Source organism: Methylobacterium sp. Leaf469 (assembly GCF_001424745.1).
Classification (GTDB): Bacteria; Pseudomonadota; Alphaproteobacteria; order Rhizobiales; family Beijerinckiaceae; genus Methylobacterium.
In genome coordinates this window covers 331,295-358,270 of the sequence record NZ_LMRE01000034.1, presented here as the reverse complement: position 1 = coordinate 358,270, position 26,976 = coordinate 331,295, and the positions used below count along the sequence as shown (strand labels likewise).

Below are 26,976 nucleotides of genomic sequence, written 5' to 3'. Positions count from 1 at the left end.
CCGGAACCGACGCCATGCGTGCCTTCCTCGCCGTCCTGATCCTCGCGGCCACGATGTCCGCGAGCGCGCATGAGGCCGGGGGCACCCATGAGGCCGTGGGCACCCATGAGGCCGTGGGTACCCATGAGGCCGTGGGCACCCATGAGCGCCTGGGGGCAGGGGGGCCGGAGGGGTCAGGCACCTGGCGGGCCGCCGCGCCGGCCCCCGCCCCGCGCTCGGAGGTGGCCGTCGCCGCGCTGGCGGGCCTCGCCTACGTGATCGGCGACTACAACGGGGCCACCGGCCTCCTCGTCCGCGATCCGGCCACCGGCGCGTGGGGGACGGGGGCGGCGTTCCCGACGCCGATCCATCACGCCATGGCGGCGGGGTTCGGGGACCGGGTCTACGTCTTCGGCGGCTACGGCGCCGGCTGGCGGGCGAGCGACCGGGTCTGGGCCTACGATCAGAAGGCCGATGCCTGGAGCCCGCGCGCGCCGATGCCGAGCGCCCGGGCGGCAGGGGGCGCGGTGGCGATCGGCGACCGCATCCACGTGGTCGGCGGCAGCGTCTCGGGCGGCGGCAACGCGGCCGACCATGCGGTCTACGACCCGGCGCGCGACCGGTGGACCGAGGCCGCCGCCCTGCCGACCCGGCGCGACCACCTCGCCGTCCAGGCCGTGGACGGCCGCCTCGTCGCCATCGGCGGGCGGATCGACGGCGACCCCGCCCGCAACCGCACCGTGACCGAGATCTACGACCCGGCCGCCGACGCCTGGCGCACGGGGGCGCCGATGCCGACGGCCCGGAGCGGGGCCGCGGCGGCGGTGCTCGGCGGACGGATCTTCGTCATGGGCGGCGAATCGGACGCCCGCACCTTCGGCGCCGTCGAGGCCTACGATCCGGCGCGGGATGTCTGGACCCGGCACGCCCCCCTGCCCACCCCGCGCCACGGCTTCGGCGCCATCGTGGCGAATGGGCGCATCCACACCCTGGTGGGCAGCCCGAAACCGGGGGGCGACCGCTCGAGCCTCGTCGAGGTCCTCGACCTCGGCGACGGGGCGCGGCGCTGACGCTGCGCGTTGCCGCGCATCGCCGGCCTCTGATAGGCCGACAGCCGAGCGAGCCCCGGACCCCACCATGCGCAGACCCGAGCACGACAGCCTGCCGCCCAGCATCGCGCCGCGCCTCGCGCCCCTGCCGGCCGCCACGGAGGTGATCGTCATCGGCGCAGGGGCGGCCGGGATCGCGGCGGCGCGGGCGCTGACGCAGGCCGGGGTCGCGGTGGCGGTGCTGGAAGCGCGCGGCCGTGTCGGCGGGCGGGTGGCGACGGCCGCCCTGCGCGGCCACGCCGTCGATCTCGGCGCCCACTGGCTCCATGCGGGCCCGATCAATCCCCTCGTGCGCCTCGGCGAGGCCCGCGGCGAGCCCCTGCGGATCGCCGCGCAGGCGAGCCATGTCCGGGTCGGACGCCGCGCCGGCCGTCCGTCCGAAGCGGCCGCCCTCGGGCGCGCCTTCGCGGCGGCCGATCGGGCCATGAGCGACGGTGCGGCGCGCGGCGGACCGGACCGCCCCGCCGCCGGCGCCCTGCCGCCGGGGCTCGGCCCCTGGGGCCGCCGGGTGGAACTGGTGCACGGCCTCGTCTCGGGCCGGCCCCTCGACGCGGTCTCGCTGCAGGACTTCCCCAGCATGGAGTACGGCGACAACCGCTTCATCGCCGGCGGCTACGGCGGCTACCTCGCCCGCCTCGCCCAGGGGTTGCCCATCGCCCTCGACAGCCCGGTGACGGGGATCGACTGGGCCGGGTCGGGGGTGCGCGTCGCCCTGGCGGATGGCGGCGTCCGCACGGCCCGCGCCGTGATCGTGACGATTCCCACCATGGTCCTGCGGGACGCGTCCCTGTTCACCCCGGCCCTGCCGCCGGCCGTGGCCGCGGCCATCGCGGGGTTCTCCGTCGGCATCTACGAGCACGCGGTGCTGCACTGGCCGTCCTGCCCGTTCCGGGGCGCCGACCGCCTCGCCAGCCTCGTCGGCGGGCCTTTTCCGGTTCCGGGGCTTCTCACCCGCATCGACGGCACGCCGTTCCACTACTTCGAGCTCGACGCGCCCATGGCGGCGTCCCTCGACGCGCGCCGCGCCGGCCCGGACGGGGTGCGGCGGTTGGTCCGGCGGGCGCTGGAACAGCATTTCGGCGCCCGCGCCCTGCACGACCTGTCGATCCCGGTGGTCAGCGAATGGCGCCACGACCCCTGGTCGCGCGGCTCCTGGGCGGTGGTGCCGCCGGGCCATGCCGGCGCCCGCTTGAGCCTGCACGCCCCCGTGGGCGAGCGGATCTGGTTCGCCGGCGAGGCCCTGTCGCGCCTGCAATGGGGGACCGCCGGGGGCGCCTACGCCGAGGGCCTGCGCGCGGGCGCGGAGGTCGCCGCGATGGTGCGCGGCGGGGCGGCGCCGGATCGCGCCGCAGACATCGCGTGACTCGCGGGCCGTGCCTTGCGCCCCGTCGCGGCTCGGACGGATTGGTCAGCTGCGTTCGGGCCGCGTCGGCGGCGGGTCGCCCGCCCCCTCGCGCAGGGCATCCTCCAGGCGGACCAGCGCCGTCGCGATCCGGTGCGGCAGGTCCGTGCCGTCGGCCAGGGGAAACGCGTCGGCCAGGGCACGGTCGACGCCCGTCCGGAACGGGCTCCGATGGCCCGGCCCGGAGCGGGGCGTCCAGATACGGGATGCGGACGCTGTCATCGTGCTCGGGCTCACTTGCAGGCTACAGGCCAGGCTATTTGCGCTTCAGGACGTCTCGCAGCGGAAACGAGGCCCGCACGACGCGGTCCTCGTCCGTAATCTCGAAGACCTGACCGTTCACTTCCTCGCCAGCCCGAAGCTTCGAGGAGAGAATGTCGCGCGCGGCCAGCAGAGCTTCATGACAGGCAGCCTCGACATCGGGCAGGAGGCTTCCTTCCTCGTCTTCGATGAGACAGTCACCATCACGGATGTTGATGAAGAAGCGCGGCATGTCCGACCAACGCAGGAGATGCTGCGGTGTTGCCGTACGATAGCGTCCCGGCTTCGTTTAAGATCGATCGCAGGGTCTTCCCGTGCGGTGAGCCCGCCTCCTGTGCGCTGGAAAAGCCTATGCGGCGACGCGCGCGTCCGTGATTTCGTCGGAGAAGATCGCCTGGAAGCGGTGGGGCAGGGTTGCGATGAGGCCGTCGATCTCGGCGCTCGGGCGGCCCGGACTGAACAGGAAGCCCTGGATGTCGTCGCAGTGGCGCGCCCGCAGCATGGCCGCCTGCTCGACGGTCTCGACGCCCTCGGCCGTGACGGTGATGGACAGCTTGGCCGCGAGCGTCAGGATCGCCTCGATGATCGCCAGGCATTCGTGCCGGGTGCCCATCTCGTTGATGAACGAGCGGTCGATCTTGATCTTGTCGACGGGGAACCGGATCAGGTAGCTCAGGGACGAGTAGCCGGTGCCGAAATCGTCGAGCGCGATGCGCACGCCGAGCCCGCGCAGTTCCTTCAGGTTCGACACGGTGGTGCCGTTCATCTCGAAGAACACCGACTCGGTGATCTCGAGTTCGAGGCGGTCGGGCGCGAGGCCGCTGGCCTCCAGGGCCTGGAACACGTCGAGGACGAAATCGGCGTGCCGGAACTGCGTCGGCGAGATGTTGACGGCGATGCGGATCGGCTCGGGCCACCGCGCCGCCTCCCGGCAGGCCTCGTGCAGCACCCAATGCCCGATCACCGCGATGAGGCCTGAGGCCTCGGCGACGGGAATGAAGTCGGCCGGCGAGACCGGGCCGCCGGGATTGCGGGTCCAGCGCAGGAGGGCCTCGAAGCCGCGGACCTCCCCCCGGGCGAGGCCGACGAGGGGCTGGTAGTGCAGGCTCAGCTCACCCTGGGCGATGGCGCGCTTGAGGTCGACTTCGAGGTCCCGGCGCTTCAGCACCGACGCTTCGAGATCGGGGGTGAATTCCGACACCTCGCCTCGGCCGGCGGCCTTGGCCCGGTAGAGGGCGAGGTCCGCCCGGCCCAGCAGGGCCTCGGGCGTCGTGGCATCGTTCGGGGCCAGCGCGATCCCGATGCTCACCCCGATCTCCACCTGCACGCCGTCGATGAGGTAGGGGAGGCTCACCTGCCCGATCACCGTGCGGGCGAGGGCGAAGGCATCGTCCGCGTCGGCGCAGGGATGCAGGATGGCGAACTCGTCGCCCCCGAGGCGCGCGACGAGGTCGCCGGGCCGGGCGAGGGCGCTCAGCCGCGTGGCGACGCCGGTCAGCAGCGCATCGCCGAGGGCATGGCCGAAGGTGTCGTTGACGATCTTGAATCCGTCGAGGTCGAGGTAGAGCAGGGCACAGAGCTGGCCCGTCCGCTCCGCGCGCTCGCATTCCATCGAGGCGAGATCCTGGAACAGGGCCCGGTTGGCGAGGCCCGTCAGAGAATCGTAGCTCGCCAGGTAGGCGATCCGGGCCTCGGACTGGCGCGCGACGGTGATGTCGACGCCGATCCCGCGAAAACCGAGAAAACCGCCCGACCGGTCGTAGAGCGGCTTGCCGCTCAGCCGCCACCATTGCGGCGTCCCGCCGAGGGTCACCTCGACGACGCGCTCGCGGAACGCCTGGCGCCCGGCCACGAGGGCGACGAGTTCCGCGGCGGCGGCGCCCGGGGCGGCCGTAGACATCTCCGCATCGCGGAACAGCGTCTCGAACGGGGCGTCCCGGAGCCGCGTCGGGGATCTTCCCGAAATCTCGCCGAGGCGCTGCGAAACGTTCTGCAACCGGCCGTCGGGATCGGTTTCCCACAGCCACTCGCTGGCATTCTCGGTGAAATCGTTGAGGAGGAGGCCGATGGTCTCGTTCTGCTCGGCGACCCGGACGCGATCGACGATGCGCCCCATGGACACGTGCGCCATCCGTCTGGCGGTGAACAGGATGAAGCCGGCGTAGATCACGAACAGGACCGCGAGGACGCGGGCGACGTCGTCGCCGCGTGCCGCCAGCGCGAGGAATCCGCCGATGACCACGGGCACGGCGAACAGGGTCGCCACATGGCGGATCGGTCCGAGGGCATAGGCGGTCGCCATCAGCCCGGCGCACACGGCGACCACGTAGGTGCCGTGGTCGGGATCGGCCCGTACGAACAGGGCCATCGGCATCGTCGCCCAGGCGAGGCCGAGGCACAGGGCGAGGAGCCGGACGGTCGTCTGCCCCTTCTCGACGCGCGCCGCGGACGACGCTTCGCGGCGATAGAGGTAGGCGCCGGCGATGAAGGCGGCGGAGGGTAGGACGACGCCGGCGCACAGGGCGAGCAGGTAGGCGTCGGAGGCCTTGTTCCAGAACAGCAGCAGGACCGTGGCGACGACGACCACGTGCGTCAGGCCGATATGCACGCTGAGGTGAAGCGTTTCCTCGAGCTGCCCCGTCGCGGTCGCGATCCTGTACCGGGCGGACGCCGCGTCCCGTGCCGCGGGGGCGTCGAAGCCAGCGGCCTCGAAGGTCGCGTCCCGGCTCCGCGCCGAGACGCCGGTGGCGAGACCGGTGACGGCCGCCCGGAGGGTGGCCCCGCGGTGCGACAACGCGCGTGAGCCCGGAGTGGGACTTGAACTCGAAGTGCGACTTGAGCCCGAGATGGGACTTACGCCCGAAGTGGGACTTGAGCCCGAAGTGGGACTTGGCATTCGGAAGGTCCCGTTTCCGTTCAGCGTCCACCCTCCGCCGGAAAGGGACGGTGCACCCTGCGCGCGAGTCCTTTGAAGGATCGTTAAACGCCCGCTTCGGTGAACGGAACGCCATCGGACGCAATCGCCGCACGAGCCCGAGCCCGGATGGATCGCGGCCGCCTGCCCCGCGGGTCGACCTCGCGGCGATCCACGGCGGGGCGGCGCTTGTACGAGTCGGTTCCGGGCGGGAACGCCGACGAAAAACGGCGCCTGACGACTAAAAATGTTCTTCTTGAAGAACACTTGCGCGGAGAACGAACTTGCTCCCGATGTCGGTGTGCGGAAAACGACCTTTTCCGTCTCCCCCAGAGCTTGACCCAAACATGGGAATTCCCATCTCGCGGAGCCGTGTCCCCGGGAAACGGTACGGGCAGGCCGGTTGACATCGTTCGTTATATAGAACGAAAACCCTGCCGTGGACCGGACGATCCGTGATCGGCTCCTGGATCCAGAACGGCCCGTTATCAAGAGGCGACAGATGTCGAGCGAGACCCACCAGACCCGAAGCCGTCGAAGCCTGGCTCTGTCCGCCTGCCTCGCCACCGCCCTGCTGCTGGCCGGGCCCGTCTTCCTGACGGGACCTGTCTCCCCGGCGGGACCCGCTCGCGCCGACAGCGAATTGCTCAACGTCTCCTACGACCCGACCCGCGAGCTCTACAAGGACATCAACGCCGCGTTCAGTGCCGACTGGAAGGCCAAGACCGGCGAGACCGTGACCGTGCGCGCCTCGCATGGCGGCTCCGGCTCCCAGGCCCGCACGGTGATCGACGGCATCCCGGCCGACGTGGTGACCCTCGGCATCCCCTCCGACATCGATGCCATTTCCCGGCTATCGAAGAAGATTCCCGCCGACTGGCGCACGAAGCTGCCCAACGCCGGCCTGCCCTACACCTCGACGGTGGTGTTCCTCGTGCGCAAGGGCAATCCGAAGGGCGTCAAGGACTGGGGCGACCTCGTCAAGCCCGACGTCAAGGTCATCACCCCCAACCCGAAGACCTCGGCCGGCGGCCGCTGGAACTTCCTCGCTGCCTGGGGCTACGCCTACGAGAAGGACGGCAAGGACGTCGACAAGGCCAACGCCTTCGTGGGCGAGCTCTACAAGAACGTCCCCGTCCTCGACACGGGCGCCCGCGGCTCCACGGTGACCTTCGCCCAGCGCGGCCTCGGCGACGTGCTGCCGACCTGGGAGAACGAGGCCTACCTCGTGTTCGAGGAATTCGGCCGCGACAAGTTCGACGTGGTGGTGCCGCCGACCTCGATCTACGCCGAGCCGCCCGTCGCCCTCGTGGACGCCAACGTCGACAAGAAGGGAACCCGCAAGCAGGCGGAAGCTTACCTGCAGTTCCTCTACTCGGATGCCGCCCAGGCGATCTTCGCCAAGCACCATTACCGGCCCCTCAACCGCGCCGCCGCCAAGCCCGAGCATCTCGCAGAGCTGCCCGAGCTGAAGCTGTTCAAGATCGAGGATCTGCAGGGCAACTGGGACGATATCCAGAAGAAGAACTTCGACAACGGCGGCCTGTTCGACCAGCTGAGCAAGGCCGGGCGGTAACCGCTCCTTCTTCCCTGAACCGGCTTCGCCCAACGGGCCTAGCCTGAACAGGGGCCCCTCCTCCCCGCCCGCCGGGGAGGAGACCTCTCGAGACGCCCGGACGAGCCCATGGCCTCCCCACCCCTCCGCCCGCGACGGCGCTTCCGCCAACCGAGCGTCATTCCCGGCTTCGGCCTGACGCTGGGCTACACCCTCACCTGCCTCAGCCTCATCGTGCTGCTGCCGCTGGCCGCCCTGGTGGTGCGCGCCTCCGGGCTCGGGCTCTCGGGGATCTGGGAGGTCGCCACCGATCCGCGCGTGGCCTCGGCGCTCCGCGTCAGCTTCGGCATCTCGGCCCTGGCGGCGCTCACCGCCTCGCTCTTCGGCTTCCTCGTCGCCTGGGTGCTGACGCGCTACGACTTTCCCGGCCGCAGGCTCGTCGACGCGGTGGTGGACCTGCCCTTCGCCCTGCCCACCGCCGTCGCGGGCATCGCGCTGGCCTCCCTCTATGCGCCGAACGGCCTCGTCGGCGAGCAACTGGCGAAGCTCGGCATCCAGGCCGCCTACACTCCGGTGGGCATCTACATCGCCATGGTGTTCATCGGCCTGCCGTTCGCCGTGCGGACGGTGCAGCCCCTCATCGTCGAGATCGACAAGGAGATCGAGGAGGCCTCGGCCACCCTCGGGGCGGGCCGCTTCCACACCCTGACCCGGGTGGTGCTGCCGCCCCTGATCCCCGCGGTGCTGACGGGCTTCGCGCTCGCCTTCGCGCGGGGCGTCGGCGAGTACGGCTCGATCATCTTCATCGCCGGCAACCTGCCCTACGTCTCCGAGATCGCGCCGCTCCTCATCGTCATCAAGCTCTCGGAATTCGATTACGGCGGCGCCTGCGCCATCGCGACGATCATGCTCGGCATCTCGTTCGTGACCCTGCTCGCCATCAACCTCATCCAGGCCTGGAGCCGCAGGAGATTCGGCTATGTCTGAGATCGCAACCGACCTGCCGAGGCAGCAGCCGGCCAGCGTCGTCACCGAGGGCGGCCTCGTGCGCGGCCTCCTCATCGCCGTGGCGATCGTCTTCCTCGCCCTGTTCCTGGTGCTGCCCCTGGCGACGGTGTTCGTCCAGGCCTTCGCAAAGGGCTGGGACGCCTATCTGGCCGCCTTCCACGAGGCCGACGCCCACGCGGCCATCCGCCTGACCCTGATCACGGCCGCCATCGCCGTGCCGTTCAACCTCGTCTTCGGCGTCGTGGCCTCGTGGGCCATCGCCAAGTTCGAGTTCCGGGGCAAGAACCTGCTCATCACCCTCATCGACCTGCCGTTCTCGGTCTCGCCGGTGGTCTCGGGGCTGATCTACGTCCTCGTCTTCGGCTCCCAGGGGCTGATCGGGCCGTGGCTGATCGAGCACGACATCCAGATCATCTTCGCGGTGCCCGGCATCGTGCTGGCGACGATCTTCGTCACCTTCCCGTTCGTCGCCCGCCAGCTCATCCCTCTCATGCAGGAGCAGGGCACCGCCGAGGAGGAGGCTGCGTTGACCCTGGGCGCGTCCGGCTGGCACGCCTTCCGGACGGTGACGCTGCCCAACATCCGCTGGGGGCTCCTCTACAGCGTGCTCCTCTGCAACGCCCGCGCGATGGGTGAATTCGGCGCAGTCTCGGTGGTCTCGGGCCACATCCGGGGCCTCACCAACACGCTGCCGCTCCACGTGGAGATCCTCTACAATGAGTACAACTTCGTTGCCTCTTTCGCCGTCGCCTCCCTCCTTGCCGGTCTCGCTCTTGTCACCCTCGGCCTCAAATCCCTCCTCGAATGGCGCTACGCCGGCGACATCGCGGCGTCCGGCCGCCGGCACTGAACCGGTGAAGGGCTCCACCGCCATCCGGGTCGAGAACCTGTCGAAGACCTTCGACACGGCCGCGGTCCTGCACGACCTCTCCCTCGACGTGCGGGCGGGCGAATTGTTGGCGCTCCTCGGGCCCTCGGGCTCGGGCAAGACCACGCTGCTGCGCATCATCGCGGGCCTCGACTTCCCCGACCGCGGCCGCATCGTGTTCGGCGCCGAGGACGCGACGCGGCTCCCCGTGCAGCAGCGGGCCGTCGGCTTCGTGTTCCAGCACTACGCCCTGTTCAAGCACATGAGCGTCGCCGACAACATCGCCTACGGGCTGAATGCTCGGAAACGCGCCGACCGACCCAGCAAAGTCGAGATCAAGCGCCGCGTCGGCGATCTCCTCGATCTCATCAAGCTGTCGGGCTTCGCCGACCGCTATCCCTCCCAGCTCTCGGGCGGCCAGCGCCAGCGCATCGCGCTCGCCCGGGCGCTCGCCGTCGAGCCCCGGGTGCTGCTCCTCGACGAGCCGTTCGGCGCCCTCGACGCGCAAGTCCGAAAAGATCTGCGGCGCTGGCTGCGCGAGATCCACGACCGCACCGGCCAGACCACGATCTTCGTCACCCACGATCAGGACGAGGCCCTCGAACTCTCCGACCGGGTCGCTGTCCTGTCGCGAGGGCGCCTGGAGCAGATCGGGACGCCCGACGAGGTGCAGGAGGCGCCGGTCTCGGCCACCGTCCTGAAGTTCCTCGGCGACACCATCGAGGTCGAGGCCATCGCCCAGGGCGGACAGGTCCGGGTCGACGGCCGGCTCACCCCCGTGGCGGCGCCCCCCGGCCTCGTCGGCCCGGTCAAGCTCTACGCCCGTCCCTGGCAGCTCCAGTTCGCGGAAAGCCACGAGGCGCACCTGCACGGCACCGTGCGCTCGTCCTACCGCAGCCAGGGCCGCCAGCGCATCGAGGTCGACCGCCCCGAGGGCAAGACCGTGGTGGTGGAGGCCTCCGACACCGCCCGCCTGCCCGCCGGCCGGCCCGTCGGCCTGCGCATCCTCGCCGGGCACGTCTTCGCCGGCTGACCGGGGTTCCGGACACGACGGCGGCCCCCTCGGAAGGTCCGAGGGGGCCGCATGGCATCGCCGGGTCCGTCCGCGGTGACGGGATCAGGCGGCCGAGATGTCGACCTGGATGTTGCCGCGGGTGGCGTGCGAGTACGGGCACACCACGTCGGCGCGCTTTACGAGATCCTGCGCCACGGCTGGGTCGACGCCCGGCAGGGTCGCCTTGAGGGTGACCACGAGGCCGAAGCCCGTGCCGTCGTCGCGCTTGCCGATGCCGACGGTGGACTCGACCTTCGAATCCTCGGCGATCTTCACCTTGTCCTGGGCGGCCACGAACTTGATCGCGCCGAGGAAGCAGGCGGCGTAGCCGGCGGCGAAGAGCTGCTCCGGATTGGCGCCGGGGGCACCGTTGCCGCCGAGTTCCTTCGGGGTGGTGAGCGTCACGTCGACGGCCCCATTGTCGCTGGCGGCGGAGCCCTCGCGGCCGCCGGTGGCGTGGGCGCGAGCGGTGTAGAGTGCCTGCATGATCGGTCTCCTCGTTGGGCTAATGGCCGTGACGGCGCGCCAATTCGATTGCGCGCAATCTATTTTTCATGTCGCACAAAGATCGATTGCGCGCAACCCGGTTGCCATGCCGCGACGGTCGATTGTGCGCAATATGAGTTCCGCCTAAGATGGGCGTTCGTCGCGCCCTGGGGAAAGGGCGGCACCGGGAACCGGTTCCGTCCCCACCAACGGTGCGATGGGTCACGCATGGAAATGGAAAGTCGCCGCATGTCCGGCCGAGAGGATGCCCCGCTCTCTCCAGAAGTCCCGGCGGGCCCGTCCGCGGCGCAGAGCCTCGACGGGCAATTGTGCTTTGCCGTCTACGCGGCGGCGCACGCCTTCGGCCGGGCTTACCGCGCGCTCCTCGCCGCCCACGACCTGACCTACCCGCAATACCTCGTGCTCCTCGTGCTGTGGGAGCAGGAGGGCGTGACGGTCAAGGAGATCGGCACCCGGCTGTTCCTCGATTCGGGCACCCTGACGCCGCTGCTCAAGCGCCTGGAGGCGTCGGGCCATGTCCGCCGCGCCCGCGACCGGGCCGACGAGCGCCAGGTGAGCATCTTCCTCACGGAGAAGGGCCGGGACCTGAAGGGCCGGATGGACTGCGTGCCGCACGAGGCCGGCGGCCTCACCGGCCTCGATCTCGATGGGCGCCGGGCGCTCCTCGACGTCCTGGTGACCCTGCGCGGCGCCCTGCACGAGCGCCTGGGCGAAGGCGAGGGAACGTCCGCCGCCCCCGGCCGGGCGCGACCCGAGACGCGGGCCGGCAAAGGAAAAGCCGCCCCCGCGGGGGCGGGGACGGCTTCCTGACGATCTGCCTCGGCGAACCGACCCGCCGGTGGCGGGCCGGGCTCCGGATCAGGACTTGGTCTCGGATCAGGACTTGGTCTCGGATCAGGACTTGGTCTTGAGGTAGGCGATGATGTCGTCGACCTTCTTCGGGTCCTTGACGCCGGGGAAGACCATCTTGGTGCCGGGGATCTTCTTCTTCGGGTCGGTCAGCCACTCGTGCAGGTTGGCTTCGTCCCAGGTGATGCCGGAGCCCTTCATGGCCGCCGAGAAGGCGTAGCCGTCGGCACCTTCGCCGGCCTTCGCGCCGACGACACCCTTCAGGGTCGGGCCGACGCCGTTCTTCTCGAAGTTGTGGCAGGCCTTGCAGGGGGCGAACGCCTTCTCGCCGGCGGCCGCATCGCCTTCGGCGTGGGCGGAGAGAGGGAGCACGAGCGCGAGGGCGACGCCGAGGATGAGATGACGCATTCTTGTTTCCTCCTGAGGGGCGGTTTTGGGCCACCCCGGCTTATGGCAGAGCTTGTTCCTTTAGAACAGATCAAGGGTGAAAACGTTCCAGTCCGTCCGGTGGCGTCTGCGGCGAAACGAAGCTTCGCCGGGCCGGCGCCGTCGACCCGTCCCCGACCCCGGCGCGAAGCCCCTGGGAAGGGCGCGGCTTTGGCTGTAGCGTCGTCCCTCGAAGGCTGCTCCGACCGCATCGCCGGTCTACGCAGTCCAAGCTGAGCGTGGGCTGAAGACCCGGCGCCGACCGTCCCCGAGGAACGCCCGAAGGACCCGAGATGACCATCGCCTTTCCCGTGCCGGATGCCGGCATCGTCGCCCGCCGCGACGCGATCATCGAAGGGCTGCGCCCCCTGGTGGCGGCCGAGGCCCTGGTGACCACCGAGGACGAGCGCCGCGCCTTCGAGACCGACGGGCTGACGGCCTATCGCAAGATGCCGCTCGCCGTGGTCCTGCCCTCCACCACCGCGGAGGTCTCGGCCGTGATGGCGTATTGCCACGCCAACGGCGTGCGGGTGGTGCCGCGCGGCGCCGGCACCTCGCTCGCCGGCGGTGCCATCGCCCAGGAGGACGCCATCATCCTCGGGGTGGCCAAGATGAACAGCATCCTCGACATCAGCTACGAGAACCGCACGGCGCGGGTGGAATCCGGCATCACCAACCTGGCCATCTCGGGGGCGGTCTCCCACGAGGGCTTCTTCTACGCCCCCGACCCGTCGAGCCAGCTCGCCTGCACCATCGCGGGCAACATCGCGATGAATTCCGGCGGGGCGCATTGCCTCAAATACGGGGTCACCACCAACAACCTTCTCGGCGTCACCCTGGTGATGAACGACGGCACCGTGGTGGAGATCGGCGGCGAGCACCTCGATTCCGGCGGCTACGACCTGCTCGGCCTCGTCTGCGGCTCGGAAGGGCAGCTCGGCATCGTCACGGAGGCCACCGTCCGCATCCTGCGCGGTGCCGAGGGCGCGCGCCCGGCGCTTCTGGGCTTCGCCTCCGTGGAGGATGCGGGCGCCTGCACCGCCGCCATCATCGCCGCCGGCATCATCCCGGTGGCGATGGAGTACATGGACCGCGAGGCGATCCTCATCACGGAGGACTTCGCCCAGGCTGGTTACCCGCGCGACGCCGAGGCCATGCTGATCATCGAGGTCGAGGGCTCGGACGCCGAGTGCGAGGCCATGCTCGCCCGCATCGTCGCCATCGCGGAGGATTTCCGCCCGACGAGCCTGCGGGTGTCGAAGTCGGAGGGCGAGTCCGCCGCCATCTGGAAGGGCCGCAAGTCCGCCTTCGGTGCCACGGGCCGCATCTCCGACTACATCTGCATGGACGGCACCATTCCCACCGGCCAGCTGCCCCTGGTGCTCGAGCGCATCGGCGCCATCTGCGCCGGCCACGGCCTGCGGGTCGCCAACGTGTTCCATGCCGGCGACGGCAACCTGCACCCCTTGATCCTGTTCGACATCAACAAGCCGGGCGAACTCCAGAAGGCCGAGGCCGCGGGCGACGCCATCCTCAAGCTCTGCGTCGAGGTCGGCGGCTGCCTCACGGGGGAACACGGCGTCGGTATCGAGAAGCGCGAACTCATGCGCTTCCAGTACGGACAAGCCGATCTCGACCAGCAGATGCGGGTGAAGAACGTGTTCGACCCCGGCTGGCTCATGAACCCCGCCAAGGTGTTCCCCCTGGAAGGCCGCGTCGCGGCCTGACCCCGATTTGACTTCTCGCAGGCCGCGTCGCGGCCTACCCCTTTCTGAGTTTGTCGACGGGCCGCATTGCGGCGTGAACGAAGTGAGCGGCGTCCCGGAACGGGGTGGAGCGTGACGGTGTTTCATCCTCCGCAATCGTGGAGGATCACCATGCGGATCGTTTCGACCCTGTCGGCCGTCGCCCTCGCCACCCTGGTGAGCGCCGGCGCGGCCGAGGCCAAGGGCTGCATCAAGGGCGCGATCATCGGCGGCCTCGCCGGCCATTACCTCGCCGAGCGCGGCGTCGTCGGTGCCGTGGCGGGCTGTCTCGGCGGGCGCTATCTCGCCAACCGCAAGGCCCGGCGCGAGCGCGAGATCGACTACGGCTCCCGCGTCCAGCAGCGCGGCGGCGGCTACAACCAGCGCAGCTACAGCTACTGAGCGTCACGGCCGGCCATCGCGCCGCCTTGCCGTGCTCGTGCCAGGAATCGCTCGCGGCCGGAGAGACGTGGAATGCTTCGGCCGGGCGGCTTCGCCGGGCCGGGCGCCGCCGTCTCCCGACGGGCCTGGATGGCTGCGCGCGGCGGAAACCTGACGCATCCCGCGCCTCCGGGCGGGGGCATCGCGGCTGGCCGTGAGCGCACGGGCCGTATCGCCGACTGGCCTGAGAGCCGACCGACGAGGCGCCGGGCTTGGCCCTCTCGGGTCGAAACGGCGTCCCTCTCCCAAGGCCCTTCGACTGCACGTGGAACCGCCGGAACGGCTCGCCCGCTGCCTCGTCGACGCGGTCATGCCGCCCGGCCGCCTCGTCCCGGCGCAGACGCGCCGCTTCGTCATAGGGGGCGGCTCGGATCGAAGCCGGATGCGCGCGGAACGTGTCTCCCGGCTATCGGATCGGCCGGTTTCCACGGCACGGTCGGGCGCCCCCGGCCGGCTCGCCGTATGACCTCGTCGGGTGATCTGGCTGTCGAAGGTCGAGACGTTGCCCCAGTACAGGGCCGGGTGAGCGTTGAAGATCCGGAGGCCGCTCGTGCGCAGGGCCAGGAGGCACACCGCATCGACCCACTGCGTGATGCGGACGACCACGGGATGCCTGTACATCCTTCGGCGACGCTCGACGTCGCCGATTCCGGACGTAGAGCGGGTCGGTTGCGAGCCAAACGGTCTTCTTCGAAGTCGTGGCCGTCGGGGTGGAGGCCCCTGCGTCGGGACCTCCGAAAGCGTCGCGTATTCGAGATCACATGCCGCGGTTCATCATCCGGTTCTTCATCATGCGGCGCTTCATCATGTTCTTCCGCATCATGCGCTTCTTCATCATCATCCGCTCACTGCGGTCCATGCGGACCTGGGTGACGCCGCTCTCGGACTGAAGGCCGTTGACGGACATCGGGGCGGCCGTGGCCGAACCGGCGGCGAGGGCGATGCCGCCGAGGGCAGTCAAGGCGGTCAGCGCAAGGGTGAACGTCTTCATGTGTGATCTCCTGTGGAGGTGAACATCTTATCCAACCCACGAGACAACAGCATGATTGTATCGTTGTTCCCGAAAAAACGAAGAATTACTTTCCGATACTCTGATGATCTTGCAAGAGTCATCCCGCGCTCACATCAAGGCTTTTGCCTGGGCGCGATCCTATCCTCTCGCGTCGGTACGGAACGGGTCGGCGCGAAGTTTCAGGTCATCCACCAGGACGCCGCGGAGTCGGATCTCGACCCCGGACGAGCGGACGGTGTCGACCCGACGAGATCGGGGCCGCCCGCATCGGGGCTCACCCTTTCAGCAAAGGCGGCCCCTCTCCCGCTCACGGGCGAAGGCCCGCCGATGTGGCGCCGCTGCCCCCCTCACCGATCGACGCACGACCGCTTCCGGCGGATGGCGGAGAGCGGCTTATCCGGCAAAGTCGGGTCGGGGGCTGGCTGGCCGCTCTGCGACTGGCTCGGGTGGGAAGCGGTCGGTCCCCTCCAGGCTGCACTCGACGAGAGACGGACGTTCGACGACCTGTCTCTCGGCGAGTTGGGTCGTATGATCTGCCCGCCGTGAACCGCTGATATCGGCCGAGCGGGGTCGGAAATCCGCCGCCTTTACAACGCCCGCATTTGCGTCTCTGTTGCTCTCCGTACTCGCCGGACGACGGTCAATAACAAACGGGGACTTGAACCCCGGACCATGGGGATGAGGCAATGCTGGATCCAGGGTCGACCCATCGGGAGTGGGCGGGTCTCATTTCGGCGGGGATCGCCGAAGCGGCGTATGTCCGGGAGGACTATGCACGACGAAGATCCGTGGACGAGGCACGGCAGCGGACCCTGGCGCTCGGCCGCATCGTCCAGACAGACATCATCCCCCGGCTGATGCTGCTTGAACGCGGCGAAAGGCAGGTCCGGTCGGACGTTCTGCCGAAGCTGGATACGGAAACGGTCGCGGGCTTCACGGATCTGATCCTCGGGCACGACGTCACGGCCGTCATGAACGCTTTCTCGGCCCTGACGGCCAAGGGCTATTGCGTCGACGACCTGTTCCTCGACCTGCTGGCACCTTCGGCGGCCTTGCTGGGACGCATGTGGGACGACGACCTGTGCGGCTTCATCGAGGTCACGGCCGGCCTCGCCCAACTCCAGTTCCTGCTGGCCGCGTATCGCATGGACGGAGGCATCGCGCCCTACGATAGCGAGCGCCGTATCCTTCTGATGGGATCGCCAGGCGAACTTCACACCTTCGGCTTGGCCATCGTCGAGCAGTTCATGCGCAAGGCCGGCTGGCATGTGGCGAGTGGCCTTGCCTCCAGCCCCGAGGAGATCGCCGATCTCGTCGGTTCGGAGCCGTTCGGCGTGGTGGGCCTGACGCTGAGCCGGGAGAGCCATCTCGATCAACTCGCGGCCTCGATCCAGGCGGTGAGACGAGCGTCACTCAACCCGTCGATCGGCGTCATGGTCGGGGGACCCGTCTTCCTCGAACATCCCGAATATGTCGAACGGGTCGGTGCCGATGCCTCGGCGGTCGATGCCGCAACCGCCGTGCTGCTCGCACAGAGACTGCTCTCGTCTGTAAGCTCCGAGCGCTCGAAAAGGCCCTGAGAAACCTGCAATCACCGCAGCGATTTCTCATCCTTCGAGCCTTCGACCGACCGAATGTCGATACCTCCACCGATCCGACGGCCCGATAGGATCCAGCAGCAATGTCCGTCGTTCAGCTCATCTATGCCTCACGCCCGTTTGGCTTCGATCAAGCGACGCTCAATGGCATCCTGTCGCAATCGCGCCGATGCAACGCCCGCGATGGGATCACCGGCGCCCTCATCTGCAGGGCAGATGTCTACATGCAGTTGTTGGAGGGCTCGGCGGGCGCGCTAGATGCAACCTATGCCCGGATCTTGAGGGACGACCGGCATTTGGAGATCAGGCGGTTGTCTTATTGCACCGTGGCGGACCGATTGTTCCCCCGCTGGGCCATGCGTGACGATCCGGCCCGATCTTGGATGTGGTCGCAAGCCGAAGTCGCAAAAGGGGCGATCGATCAAGCGACTTCTCTGCAAGCGCTCAGGATATTCGAGCGGCTCGCGGCTGAACCTGAATGCGACGACGCATCGTGCGCCTCATGAACAGCTAGGGGATCGGACAAGGATGAATGGCTGGTCGGCGGATCGGACCGATACCGCTCGGTGGATTCGGACGCCGGCTCTGTTCAAGTCGCATCCTGGTCTGCCCGGAATAGATGAAGCGAGATCACCCATGTTCGACGAATACGGCATCCCGCGCGGCGTCAATTTTGACGAAGATGCGCTCGTTCCACTCTATCATTTCGTCTACTGTAGCCGTGCCGCCGAAGGCGTTGACGATGCCGAAGTCTCCCGCATCGTCGAGGCGGCCCAGCGCAACAACCTTGCACACGGAATCACCGGCGTGCTGGTTTTCGGCAGCGGCGTCTTCTTCCAGTGGATCGAAGGACCAGCCGGCCAGATACAGAAACTGATCGCGATCCTGCATCGTGACAAGCGGCATTATGACATCGTTTCGCTGAGCCAGAGCGAGGAAGAGCGAGAACGTCTTTATCCGAACTGGGACATGGAGAAGGTCGAAGCCGAAGATATCCGCCTGGTGCTACGGGATGCGCTCGAAAGCGCAGACGATCAAAACAATCGCGTGGCGCTGACGTGTATTCTCGAACACCTGGATTCGGGCGCGCTCGACCCGCTTGGTCGGGGCTGACCGGGACCCACGTCCGCTTTCCAGCAGACCCGAGGCCAATTCGTACGACCAAGTCGGGTCGACATCCGCCGGTCCGCTCTTCGCCTGGGTGGCGTGGGGTATGGCCGAGCTGCGTTCGGACGGCCGTGCGGAGAAGCGGGCGTTTCCCGGGCATCCAGCCGTCGGACCCGCCGGTGGGGACGCCCTCCTCCTCGCCTGAGCGCGGGACCCCGACGGATCGCACCGACGGAGGGGACGGCGCTCCTGCGCCGAGCCGCCCTCGCGGTGCCCCCGTCCCACCGGACGGTGGGACGGGCTGTCTACCGGCCGTTCGTCGGTCAGGCGGCCTTCACTCAGGCGGCCCTCCCTCAGGCAGCCATGAGCCCGTAACGCCGGTGGCCCTTCACGTCGTACCGGTCGAGCATCATCACCTTGTCCCAGACCGCCACGAAATCCGCCACGAACCGGCTCTGGCCGTCGCTGCCCGCATAGGCATCGGCGATGTTGCGCAGCTGCGCGTTCGATCCGAACACAAGATCGTTGCGCGTGGCCTCGAACTTCGCCTGGCGGGTTTCGCGGTCCTTGAGCGTGAAGGCCGTCCCGGCCGCGTCCGTCTTCTCCCAGACCAGGTTCGTGTCGGTCAGGGTCCGGAAGAAGTCCGTCGTCAGCACGCCGACCCGGTCCGTGAAGATGCCCCGGTTCGACCCGTCGTGATTGGCGTTGAGAGCACGCAGGCCGCCCGTCAGCACCACCCATTCGGGGGCGGTCAGCGTCAGCAGGTTGGCCTTGTCGAGGAACATCTCCTCCGGCGCCAAACGCTGCGCCATCGCGTCGAACCCGTCGTCGACGTAGTTGCGGAAGCCGTCCACGACGGGCTTCAGCCACGTGAACATCTCGATGTCGGTCAGCGCCTGCGTGGTGTCGACCCGGCCGGGCGTGAACGGCACCCGCGTCGCGACCCCGGCCTCCCCGGCCGCCTTCTCCACGGCGACGCAGCCGGCGAGCACGATGAGGTCGGCGAGCGAAACCTGCTTGCCGTCGCTGCGGCCGCCGTTGAACGTGGTCATGACGCCGCGGAGCGCCTCGACCACCGGCGCGGCCCGGCGGTTCACCGCCCAATCCTTCTGGGGGCTCAGGGCGAGGCGGCCACCGTTGGCGCCCCCGCGCTTGTCGCTGTCGCGGTAGGTCGAGGCCGCCGAGAAGGCCGTGAAGGCGAGGTCCGAGACCGAGAGGTTCGTGGTCAGGATCGCCTGCTTCAGGGCGGCGATCTCGGGCTCGCCGATGGGGCTGTAGGCGGCCTCCGGAATCGGGTCCTGCCACAGCAGGCCGTCCTCGAGGGTCGCCTCCGGGCCGAGGTAGCGGTGCCTGGGCCCCATGTCGCGGTGGGTGAGTTTGTACCACGCCTTGGAGAAGGCCTGCGTGAAGGCGTCGAAGTCGCCCAGGAACTTCTCGCAGACCTTGCGGTACGCCGGGTCGACCTTCAGGGCGATGTCGGAGGTCATCATCATCAGGGAATGCATCTGTCCGGCGACATGGGCGTCGGGGGTCTTCGGCGCGTTCGGATCCTTCGGGGTCCATTGCAGGGCGCCGGCCGGGCTCTTGGTCTGCTCCCAGTCGAACTTGAAGAGGTTCTCCAGGTAGGCGTTGTCCCACCGGGTCGGATCGGGGGTCCAGCTGCCCTCGATGCCGTTGGTCATGGTGTCCTTGCCCGAGCCGGTGCCCTTCGGGTTGTTCCAGCCCAGCCCCATCGCCTCCATGGGCGCCATCTCCGGCGGCGGCCCGATCTCCTTGGCGGGGGTCATGCCGTGGCTCTTGCCGAAGGCATGGCCGCCGGCGATGAGCGCCACGGTCTCCTCGTCGTTCATGGCCATGCGGGTGAACGTCGTCCGGATGTCGTTGGCGGAGCCCTGCGGGTCGCCGTTCGCGTAGGGCCCTTCCGGGTTCACGTAGATCAGCGCCTGGTGGGAGGCGGCGAGGGGGTTCTCCAGGTCGTAATCGGCGTCGCCGTTCCGGCCCCGCCAGCGCTGGTCGCGGTTGACCATCTCGTCGAAGCTCGAGACCGTACCCATCTCGACGACCTCCGGCCCCCAGTAGGTGGCGTTGTCCGCCTCCCAGGCGTCGAGGCGCCCGCCGGCGAACCCGTAGGTCGGCAGGCCCATGATCTCCAGGGCGCAATTGCCGGTGAGCACCATCAGGTCGGCCCAGGACAGCGCGTTGCCGTACTTGTGCTTGATCGGCTGCAGCAGGCGACGCGACTTGTCGGTGTTGCCGTTGTCCCACCAGCTCGAGATCGGCGCGAACCGCTGCATCCCGGTGCCGGCACCGCCGCGCCCGTCCGCGATGCGGTAGGTGCCGGCCGAGTGCCAGGCCATGCGGACCATCTGCGGGCCGTAATTGCCGTAATCGGACGGCCACCACGCCACCGACGAGGTCAGGAACTGCTTGATGTCGCCCTTGAGGGCGTCGAGGTCGATGCTCCCGAAGGCGGCGGCATAATCGAAATCCGGCCCGAGCGGATCGGCCGCGAGCCCGTTCTGATGCAGGAGTTCGACCCTCAGGCGGTGCGGATACCAGTTCTCCAGGGCCGGACGGGTGCCGAGCGCCCCGCCGATGCGGTCACCTCCGAACGGGCACTTGCCCTCCATCGGGTACGAGTCGGTGTTGGTCTTGTCCGTCGTCATCTCGTTCATCAACGTTTCCCTCGGCGCAGGGCCGGCGCCACCGGACGGATCGGGCCGTCGCCGGCGCCGTGAGGCGTGCGATCCCCCATGCGAAAGCAACTCTTGCGCGACCCGACACTGCCAGCGAAATCAGGCGTCTTTAACAAAAATCAAGGCGTCTCCGGTTCCCATCCGTGTCGGACGTCCGCCGAACGCCTCCGACCAAGCCGCACGTTCGCGTGAGCCAGAGGTGCTCATGCGCGACGCTGATCGGGGGCGATCGGCACGGCGATGTCCGGGCGGACTTCGCCATCGACCTGGTCGGCGTCCGGAACCGCCCCGCCATCGACTTCGTGTTCTGAGGGCCCGCCCGGGGTTCCTCGGCGGCCATACCCGGAGCCGACCTCGTTGGCCGGCTTCAGGGAACGGACGCAGCGGCCTCCGCCTCCACCCGCGCGGCGATCCACAGCACGTGGCGGCGGCCGCCCGGATGGGCGGGGAAGCGGATCTCTTCCACGCAAAAGCCGCAGCGCTTCAGCCGCGCCTTGAAGCGGCGGTCCGGGCTGCCCGACCACACCGCCAGGAGGCCGCCGGGCCGCAGGGCATAATGCGCCCGCCTCAACCCCCAGACATCGTAGAGCCGGTCGTTGGAGCGCCGGGTCATGCCCTTCGGGCCGTTGTCGACGTCGAGGAGGATCGCGTCGTACCGGGCCGGGCCCGACTGGATCAGGCGGTTCACGTCCGCTTCGACGAGTCTGACCCGGGGGTCGTCGAGGCTGGCCCCGTGCAGGTGCGCGAGGACGCCCCGCGCCCAGGCGACGACGCCGGGCACGAGTTCGGCGACCACCACTTCGGCCCGGGGGCCCAGCACGTCGAGGGCGGCCCGCAGGGTGAAACCCATGCCGAGGCCGCCGATGAGGATGCGTGGGGCCGGCCTCTCCGCCAGCCGCCCGCACGGGAGGGTGGCGAGCGCCTGCTCCGATCCGCGATCCTGGTCGGTCATCAGTTCGGCCGTGCCGACCTGGATCGAGTAGGCCTCGCCCCAGCGGCGCAGGTGCAGGGTCTCCCGCCCACCGGGAATCGGGGTGCTGTCGAGATCGACCCAGGCCGTCGCGGTCGTGTCTCCGCCAAAGCCCCTAAGCCGGTTTTGCACGCATGGTCTCCGGTTCTGCGTCGATACTGTGCGTCATCGACGAGGCCTGGATCAGTTCGCGTCGGCGTGCAAGCGCGAACGAATTCAGGATCAGAACCCAACCTGGCCGATTGTCCCAAGGGCTGCTCGCGACCCAAATCGGTCTTGCAGATGACTATCGCAGCTATTCGAAAGCAGACATGCCCTCGGGAATTATAGATTGTTCCTTAAGTATTTGCTTATCAAAACAAAATGGTAAATCTGAGCCAATAACGCAAAGCCCGTCGCCAGAGCTATGCCTCTTAATACTTCGTCGGCTTCGCTCGATTGATGTTTGGCAAGGATGATAAATATTACTGCGGCTACTGAAATTAACGGAATAGAGCTAACTCCAATCCAGGTCGGCGCAGTCCAACTTGGATTGCCGCTTGCGTCCCATTGCATCGGCAGACGAGGAACATCGCGAAATTTAAAATACACAAACAATGATACTGCGCATTGCACTGCGATCACACTGAAGCCGATAGCGCAGGCGAACCACATGGCAAAAACTCGAAATCTGTTTGCGGGCATCCTAGCGTGATTGCACTACAACAGGTAGCGTAAAACCGCGTAGCAAATCGCTTCTCAGACGGCTGCTTGATATCTTCTGCATCCGATAGCAGACAGCCCGCTTTCCACCCGACTCAGCTGTTCCATACGGTGAAGCTGGTCGGGTTTCGACCCTACACGACCGCCCCGAATGCCTCGCAGCGAAAGGCCCCGTAATCGCGGCGGGCGAGGCGCTCGGCGAGCGCCGGCAGGAACAGCATCGCCTCCTCGGCGAGGGTCCAGGGCGGGTTGATCACGATGAGGCCGTTCCCGTTGAGTCGCGTCGGGTCGGGCTCGCTGACCAGCAGGTCGAGGCGCAGGGCCGGGCGGTTCAGGGCGCCGTGGAGGTCGGCCACCATGGCGTCCACCAGGGCCACGTCCTTGATCGGGTACCAGCCGAGGTAGGTGCCCGTCGGCCACTTCGCCACGGCCCTGGTCAGGGCCGCCCCAAGGCGGTCGATCTCGCCGAGTTCCTCGTAGGGCGGGTCGATGAGCACGACGCCGCGCCGCTCGGGCGGCGGGATCAGAGAGCCCAAAGCCGTCCAGCCGTCGAGATGCATCACCTTGGTGCGCGAATCCTGGTTGTAGCGGTCACGCAGGATTTCGGCGTCGGCGGGGTGCAGCTCGACGAACACCCCCTTGTCGGTGGGGCGCAGGAACTCGCGGATGAGGGCGGGCGAGCCCGGATAGGTGGTGGCGCCGTGGCGGGCCTGAACCGCCGCCACCGCTGCCCGGTAGGGGCCGAGCAGGCTCTCGACGGCCTCCGGGAACGGCGTGTCGAGGCGGCCCCAGCCCTCGGCCGCCTCGCCCGTGCGCCCGGCCTCGTCGCCCGTCAGGTCGTAGAAGCCGAGGCCCGCATGGGTGTCGATGGCCCGGAACGGCGTCGCCTTGGCCTGGAGATGCGTCAGCACCCGCGTCAGGACGAGGTGCTTGAGGACGTCGGCGAAGTTCCCGGCGTGGAAGGCGTGGCGGTAGTTCACGGGAGCACCTTCAGCGCGCGGCGTCGATGGCGACCTCGCCGGCCCGGCAATTCTGGCGCGCCACCTCGGGGCAGGGGGTGAAGCCGCGCAGATCCTTGGAGAAGCAGATCCGCACCTCCTGCAGCCGGCCGCGCACGCAAGCCACCGACATCATGTCGGGGCGCAGACCCCGGTTGGCCATCACGAACTGCCGGGCGATCTCGATGGGCGCGGCGCGGGTGTCGGCGCCGGGCTTCTGGAACGCGTCGGGGATCGTCACCGCCTCGCGGGCCGTGCGGGCCGCGCGAAAATAGGCCGCCGGATCGAGGCCCGAGCAGGTGCCGTGGCGGCGCCACTCGTGGCGGGCGAGGCCCTCGCTCGGATAGACCTCGCCGGCCGCCTCCATGGCCTGCCGGGTCGGGGACCGCTCGACGCTGGAGCAGTTCGAGGGGTAGCCCCTTGTGTATTGCGGCCACAGGCCGTGGACGACGAAGCCGAGGCCCCGGCCCGGACGGCACTGCCCGTCGGCCTCGCGCCGCGCGCCGTCCCCGTCGCAATAGGTCGGCGACCACGACAGGGCGAGGACGTAGAAGTCGAACGCCCCCGGCGTGCCGCGCTGGTCGTAGCCCTGGGCCTGGGCCGCCGTGGCGCTGCCCGCGAGCAGGGCCAGGGCCAGAACGGCCTTGCGAAAGAAGGTCACGGGCGGGCTTCGCGGCAGGCCGTGGCGTAGGCGTAGGCGAGGTTGCGGTCGAGGCCGTGGACGCAGAACTCGATGCCCCAGTCGGCGCCGATGATCCCGAGCCCGTCGCGGACGGAATAGTCGACCTTGCGCCGGACACCGTCCGAGGTGGTGGCCACCGCGCTGCAGTAGCGCCGGGGTACGAAGTCGAGGCCCCAGGGGCGCCAGGCCGTGCGCTCGATGCGCTCGTAGCTCACGATGGTGAGCGACGAGTTCCAGAACTTCGCCTCCTTCTCGGCGAAGTTCGTCGAGAGCCGCTCCAGCACCTCGGAGGCCTGGCAGCCGGGGATGTTGGCGTCGTAGTTGAACTCGCGCTCCTCGGCGGGGGTGATCTCCTCGCGGCCCGAGCGGGCCAACGCCGGCTGCAGGGTCGCGGCCAAGACGAGGCCGAGGGCGAAGGTCGTGAAGGATCGATTCGGGCGCATGCCGGCAATCTTTTGCTGGAGTCCGTACGGTTGCGCGGAACGATGGCCGCTGCCCCGTCGGAGTCAAGCTTGCCCGCCGCGCCGGCCGTCGGTTTCACGCCCCCTGGGGTACGGGGGGCACAGTCGCGGACCCGCCGGGTCGGGCTTCGGAGTGCCTCATGAAACTCCCGGTCACCCTCGGTTCTCGCTTTGAGTACGGCGGTGCAGCGGGCGTTTCGTGAGAGGCACTCAGTAGATCGGGCCGGACAGGCCGGGGGCCTGCAGCGACAGGGGCTCGCGCGCAAATCCCGGGGCCGGCTCGTCCAGGGGGCGCGTGGTGGCGAGGCGGGGCCGGGGGGCCGGCGCGGCGACGTAGGCGGACGGCGCGGACCGGGCGTGTGACGGGGCCTCCACCGGCGCACGGGCCAGATGTGACGGCGCGGGGCGCGGCGCATTCCGGTTCTGCGGCGTGGCCTGGGACAGGGGGGTGACGCCGTAGGGATCGTCCTCTTCCACGTCCACCGGAGCCTGGGGCGGCGCCGGCAGGCGCTCGACGGGACGCGGCCGCGCGACCGGCCGGGCCGTGGATTCGCCGCCGAGCTGGGGGGTGAACTTGATCAGCGGCTGGCAGATCCGGCGCAGGCCGCGCGGGTCGTGGCGCGCGAGATCGACGTGGATATGGTCGTAGTGGAACACGTTGGAGCCGGGCGCCAGAACCGTCGAGAACCGCGCGCAGGCGCCCAAAAACACTTCGCGCAGAAAGCCTTGCTCGGCTTCCGTGCCGCGCCAGCCACCCTTGACGGTGATGACGTAGCCGTCGGCGAGCTTGAACGACATGATGTCGAGGGCATTGCCGAAGGAGTGTTCGGATAGCTTGGCGCCGACCTGGTTGTTGCGGCCGCGGCAGGCATAGGTGCCGGCGTTGATCTCGGCCACGGGCTGGCCGAAATACAGGGCGGCCGCCGGCTGGATCGTGTCGGCGAGCCAGGCTTCGGCCTCCGCCAGCGCCGGGCAGGCCAGGGTCATGCGCTGCTTGAGGGCGACGCTGCCCCCGCCCATCCGGGTGACCCGGTAGGGCTGCAGCATGCCGCAGACGCCCGGCCCCTCGATGGCCTTCACCTGGGTGATGAACTCGCCGGTCTCGACCAAGCGCTTGGCGTTGCAGGCCTGTTCGGTCTGGTCGCGCCAGGGCTCGCGCTGCTCAAACTTGTTGAGCGCACAGCCGGTGAGCCCCGCGCCGAACAGCGCAAGGGCGGAGAACGCGAGAACGCTACGCCACATGATGAGGACGATGCGCGACTTTGCGTAAACGCTCCGTCAACGCTGCGGATCGGAAGATCGGGATGTGGATACGTGTTGACAGATCGCGCGGCGGATCGGACTCCAGGGGCATGCAGTCCCTCGTCGACCTTCGCACCCGGCTCGGTGCCGGCACCCTCGATCCGCACGGCGCCATCGCCCGCGCGCGTGAAGCCATCGCGGCGCGCGAGCCGGGCCTCGGCGCCCTCGCGCACATCGCCGCCGATCCGGCGATCGTTCGGGATGGCCCCCTCGCGGGCATCGCGGTCGGCCTGAAGGACATCATCGATACCGCCGACATGCCGACGGAAATGGGCTCGGCCATCTATGCCGGCTGGCGGCCCAAGGCCGACGCCGCCATCGTCTCCCGCCTGCGGGCCCTCGGCGCCGTGCCGCTCGCCAAGACCGTGACCTGCCCCTTCGCCAGCCGCGACCCGTCCGCCACGGTGAACCCGCACGCGTCCGGCCACACCCCGGGCGGCTCCTCGTCGGGGTCGGCGGCGGCGGTGGCCGCCGGTCTCGTCCCCCTGGCATTGGGCACCCAGACGGCGGGGTCGGTGATCCGCCCCGCCGCCTTCTGCGGGGTCGCGGCCATCAAGCCGTCGTTCCGCCTGCTGCCCACGGTGGGCGTGAAGACCTTCTCGTGGGCCCTCGACACCCTCGGGCTGTTCGGCGCCGGCATCCGCGATGTCGCCCACGCCCTCGCGCTCCTGGCCGATCGCCCTGGCATCGATCTGGCGGAGGGCAGCCTCGCGGCACCCCGCATCGGCCTCGTGCGCCAGGATTTCGCCGGGCCCGCCGACCCGGACGCCGTGGCGGCCCTGGATCGTGCGGCCCGCGCGGCGGAGGCCGCCGGGGCTACCGTCACCGATCTCGTCCTGCCAGGAGCCCTCGCCGAAGCCTGGGCGGTCCAGGCGATCATCCAGGCCTTCGAGGCACGCCAGGCCCTCGCCTGGGAATACGCCCATCACCGCGACGCCCTCGGGCCCGGGCTGCGGGCCGAACTCGACGGCGCCCAGGCCCTCACGGCCGACGCTTACGACGGGGCCCGCCGCACGGCGCACCGCGCCCGGCGCGTCCTCAAGGACGTGTTCTCGGAGTTCGACGCGCTGCTGACGTTCTCGGCCCCGGGTCGCGCTCCGGCTGGCCTCGCCAGCACCGGCGACCCGCGCTTCAACCGCCTCTGGACCCTCATGGGCGTGCCCTGCGTCAACCTGCCGGTCCCGGGCGACGGGCTGCCCCTGAGCGTGCAGATCATCGCCCGCTTCGGTGACGATGGACGGGCGCTCGCCGTGGCGCGGATGATCGAGGGTGCGCTGGACGAGTGAGGCCTGGGAAGGCGGCCCGCTGTCGGCGCGTCGCTTGAGCCGGA

26 protein-coding genes are annotated in these 26,976 nt (G+C 69.2%); 13 read left to right on the top strand and 13 right to left on the bottom strand.

What is annotated here, in order from left to right; translation table 11 throughout:
* The first annotated feature begins 14 nt into the window (after window positions 1–14).
* Both ASG60_RS15700 and ASG60_RS15695 read left to right on the top strand, forming a co-directional pair.
* Window positions 15–1,049: a kelch repeat-containing protein gene (locus tag ASG60_RS15700; protein WP_056386518.1), complete on the top strand. Its 1,035-nt coding sequence runs from the start codon at window positions 15–17 to the stop codon at window positions 1,047–1,049.
* Window positions 1,050–1,116: 67 nt separating this feature from the next.
* Window positions 1,117–2,451: an NAD(P)/FAD-dependent oxidoreductase gene (locus ASG60_RS15695; RefSeq protein ID WP_056386517.1), complete on the top strand. Its 1,335-nt coding sequence runs from the start codon at window positions 1,117–1,119 to the stop codon at window positions 2,449–2,451.
* Window positions 2,452–2,496: 45 nt separating this feature from the next.
* Here the strand turns inward: ASG60_RS15695 and ASG60_RS15690 are convergent, their stop codons facing one another.
* The 3 genes from ASG60_RS15690 to ASG60_RS15680 all read right to left on the bottom strand — a co-directional run bounded on the left by ASG60_RS15690 (window position 2,497) and on the right by ASG60_RS15680 (window position 5,545).
* Window positions 2,497–2,712 (bottom strand): hypothetical protein, encoded by a 216-nt coding sequence (locus ASG60_RS15690; RefSeq protein ID WP_056172325.1) that lies wholly within the window; start codon window positions 2,710–2,712, stop codon window positions 2,497–2,499.
* Between the two features lie 34 nt (window positions 2,713–2,746).
* Window positions 2,747–2,983, bottom strand: a complete 237-nt coding sequence (locus ASG60_RS15685) for a hypothetical protein (protein WP_056172321.1) — start codon at window positions 2,981–2,983, stop codon at window positions 2,747–2,749.
* Window positions 2,984–3,100: 117 nt separating this feature from the next.
* Window positions 3,101–5,545, bottom strand: coding sequence for an EAL domain-containing protein (locus ASG60_RS15680; RefSeq protein WP_056386515.1), 2,445 nt, complete (start codon window positions 5,543–5,545; stop codon window positions 3,101–3,103).
* A gap of 622 nt (window positions 5,546–6,167) precedes the next feature.
* Here ASG60_RS15680 and ASG60_RS15675 point away from each other — a divergent pair.
* The 4 genes from ASG60_RS15675 to ASG60_RS15660 all read left to right on the top strand — a co-directional run bounded on the left by ASG60_RS15675 (window position 6,168) and on the right by ASG60_RS15660 (window position 10,129).
* The gene (locus tag ASG60_RS15675; protein WP_056172316.1) at window positions 6,168–7,241 is read left to right on the top strand and encodes a sulfate ABC transporter substrate-binding protein; all 1,074 of its coding nucleotides are present in this window, start codon (window positions 6,168–6,170) and stop codon (window positions 7,239–7,241) included.
* Between the two features lie 108 nt (window positions 7,242–7,349).
* Window positions 7,350–8,207, top strand: coding sequence for a sulfate ABC transporter permease subunit CysT (cysT, locus tag ASG60_RS15670; protein WP_056172313.1), 858 nt, complete (start codon window positions 7,350–7,352; stop codon window positions 8,205–8,207).
* Window positions 8,200–9,078, top strand: coding sequence for a sulfate ABC transporter permease subunit CysW (gene cysW, locus ASG60_RS15665; RefSeq protein ID WP_056172310.1), 879 nt, complete (start codon window positions 8,200–8,202; stop codon window positions 9,076–9,078). Before cysT ends, cysW begins: the two co-directional genes overlap by 8 nt.
* Window positions 9,079–9,082: 4 nt before the next feature.
* Entirely contained in the window at window positions 9,083–10,129 is a 1,047-nt protein-coding gene (locus ASG60_RS15660) for a sulfate/molybdate ABC transporter ATP-binding protein (RefSeq protein ID WP_056172309.1), read from the top strand.
* Between the two features lie 84 nt (window positions 10,130–10,213).
* Here the strand turns inward: ASG60_RS15660 and ASG60_RS15655 are convergent, their stop codons facing one another.
* Window positions 10,214–10,636: an organic hydroperoxide resistance protein gene (locus ASG60_RS15655; protein WP_056172306.1), complete on the bottom strand. Its 423-nt coding sequence runs from the start codon at window positions 10,634–10,636 to the stop codon at window positions 10,214–10,216.
* A gap of 249 nt (window positions 10,637–10,885) precedes the next feature.
* Here ASG60_RS15655 and ASG60_RS23790 point away from each other — a divergent pair, with 249 nt between their 5' ends.
* Window positions 10,886–11,467, top strand: coding sequence for a MarR family transcriptional regulator (locus tag ASG60_RS23790; protein WP_277996241.1), 582 nt, complete (start codon window positions 10,886–10,888; stop codon window positions 11,465–11,467).
* Window positions 11,468–11,551: 84 nt separating this feature from the next.
* On the opposite strand, the gene ASG60_RS15645 is transcribed toward ASG60_RS23790, so the two are convergent.
* Complete coding sequence (locus ASG60_RS15645; RefSeq protein ID WP_056089739.1) at window positions 11,552–11,914, bottom strand: cytochrome c family protein; 363 nt, start codon at window positions 11,912–11,914, stop codon at window positions 11,552–11,554.
* Window positions 11,915–12,225: 311 nt separating this feature from the next.
* Between ASG60_RS15645 and ASG60_RS15640 the strand changes: the two genes are divergently transcribed.
* Both ASG60_RS15640 and ASG60_RS15635 read left to right on the top strand, forming a co-directional pair.
* Window positions 12,226–13,659 carry an FAD-linked oxidase C-terminal domain-containing protein gene (locus ASG60_RS15640; RefSeq protein WP_056386513.1) on the top strand — a complete coding sequence of 478 codons (1,434 nt, stop codon included), beginning with the start codon at window positions 12,226–12,228 and terminating at the stop codon, window positions 13,657–13,659.
* 150 nt (window positions 13,660–13,809) lie between these two features.
* A complete protein-coding gene (locus tag ASG60_RS15635; protein ID WP_056172301.1) occupies window positions 13,810–14,079 on the top strand; it encodes a hypothetical protein in 270 nt (89 codons plus the stop codon).
* A gap of 796 nt (window positions 14,080–14,875) precedes the next feature.
* Here ASG60_RS15635 and ASG60_RS15630 read toward each other — a convergent pair.
* Window positions 14,876–15,109, bottom strand: coding sequence for a hypothetical protein (locus ASG60_RS15630; protein ID WP_056172298.1), 234 nt, complete (start codon window positions 15,107–15,109; stop codon window positions 14,876–14,878).
* A 707-nt stretch (window positions 15,110–15,816) separates the two neighbouring features.
* On the opposite strand from ASG60_RS15630, the gene ASG60_RS15625 reads away from it, so the two are divergent.
* The 3 genes from ASG60_RS15625 (at window position 15,817) to ASG60_RS15615 (ending at window position 17,841) form a co-directional block, all read left to right on the top strand.
* Window positions 15,817–16,710 (top strand): cobalamin B12-binding domain-containing protein, encoded by an 894-nt coding sequence (locus ASG60_RS15625; RefSeq protein WP_056386510.1) that lies wholly within the window; start codon window positions 15,817–15,819, stop codon window positions 16,708–16,710.
* A 101-nt stretch (window positions 16,711–16,811) separates the two neighbouring features.
* Window positions 16,812–17,234, top strand: a complete 423-nt coding sequence (locus ASG60_RS15620; protein WP_056306368.1) for a BLUF domain-containing protein — start codon at window positions 16,812–16,814, stop codon at window positions 17,232–17,234.
* A 130-nt stretch (window positions 17,235–17,364) separates the two neighbouring features.
* Window positions 17,365–17,841, top strand: a complete 477-nt coding sequence (locus tag ASG60_RS15615) for a BLUF domain-containing protein (protein WP_056386509.1) — start codon at window positions 17,365–17,367, stop codon at window positions 17,839–17,841.
* 347 nt (window positions 17,842–18,188) lie between these two features.
* Here ASG60_RS15615 and katG read toward each other — a convergent pair whose 3' ends face one another.
* From katG to ASG60_RS15585, 7 genes are all read right to left on the bottom strand, one after another.
* On the bottom strand, window positions 18,189–20,510 hold the full coding sequence (gene katG / locus ASG60_RS15610; protein WP_056386507.1) for a catalase/peroxidase HPI: 2,322 nt from the start codon (window positions 20,508–20,510) through the stop codon (window positions 18,189–18,191).
* Between the two features lie 388 nt (window positions 20,511–20,898).
* The gene (locus ASG60_RS15605; RefSeq protein ID WP_056386733.1) at window positions 20,899–21,561 is read right to left on the bottom strand and encodes a hypothetical protein; all 663 of its coding nucleotides are present in this window, start codon (window positions 21,559–21,561) and stop codon (window positions 20,899–20,901) included.
* Window positions 21,562–21,825: 264 nt separating this feature from the next.
* Entirely contained in the window at window positions 21,826–22,155 is a 330-nt protein-coding gene (locus ASG60_RS22910) for a hypothetical protein (RefSeq protein ID WP_156398927.1), read from the bottom strand.
* 182 nt (window positions 22,156–22,337) lie between these two features.
* Window positions 22,338–23,183: a 23S rRNA (adenine(2030)-N(6))-methyltransferase RlmJ gene (rlmJ, locus tag ASG60_RS15600; protein WP_056386505.1), complete on the bottom strand. Its 846-nt coding sequence runs from the start codon at window positions 23,181–23,183 to the stop codon at window positions 22,338–22,340.
* Window positions 23,184–23,193: 10 nt separating this feature from the next.
* Window positions 23,194–23,838 carry a ribonuclease T2 gene (locus ASG60_RS15595; protein WP_056267078.1) on the bottom strand — a complete coding sequence of 215 codons (645 nt, stop codon included), beginning with the start codon at window positions 23,836–23,838 and terminating at the stop codon, window positions 23,194–23,196.
* 20 nt (window positions 23,839–23,858) lie between these two features.
* Window positions 23,859–24,326, bottom strand: coding sequence for a hypothetical protein (locus ASG60_RS15590; protein WP_056176244.1), 468 nt, complete (start codon window positions 24,324–24,326; stop codon window positions 23,859–23,861).
* Between the two features lie 228 nt (window positions 24,327–24,554).
* Window positions 24,555–25,586 (bottom strand): extensin family protein, encoded by a 1,032-nt coding sequence (locus ASG60_RS15585; RefSeq protein ID WP_056176247.1) that lies wholly within the window; start codon window positions 25,584–25,586, stop codon window positions 24,555–24,557.
* A gap of 110 nt (window positions 25,587–25,696) precedes the next feature.
* Here ASG60_RS15585 and ASG60_RS15580 point away from each other — a divergent pair, with 110 nt between their 5' ends.
* Entirely contained in the window at window positions 25,697–26,932 is a 1,236-nt protein-coding gene (locus tag ASG60_RS15580) for an amidase (protein ID WP_056386503.1), read from the top strand.
* Window positions 26,933–26,976: the final 44 nt, after the last annotated feature.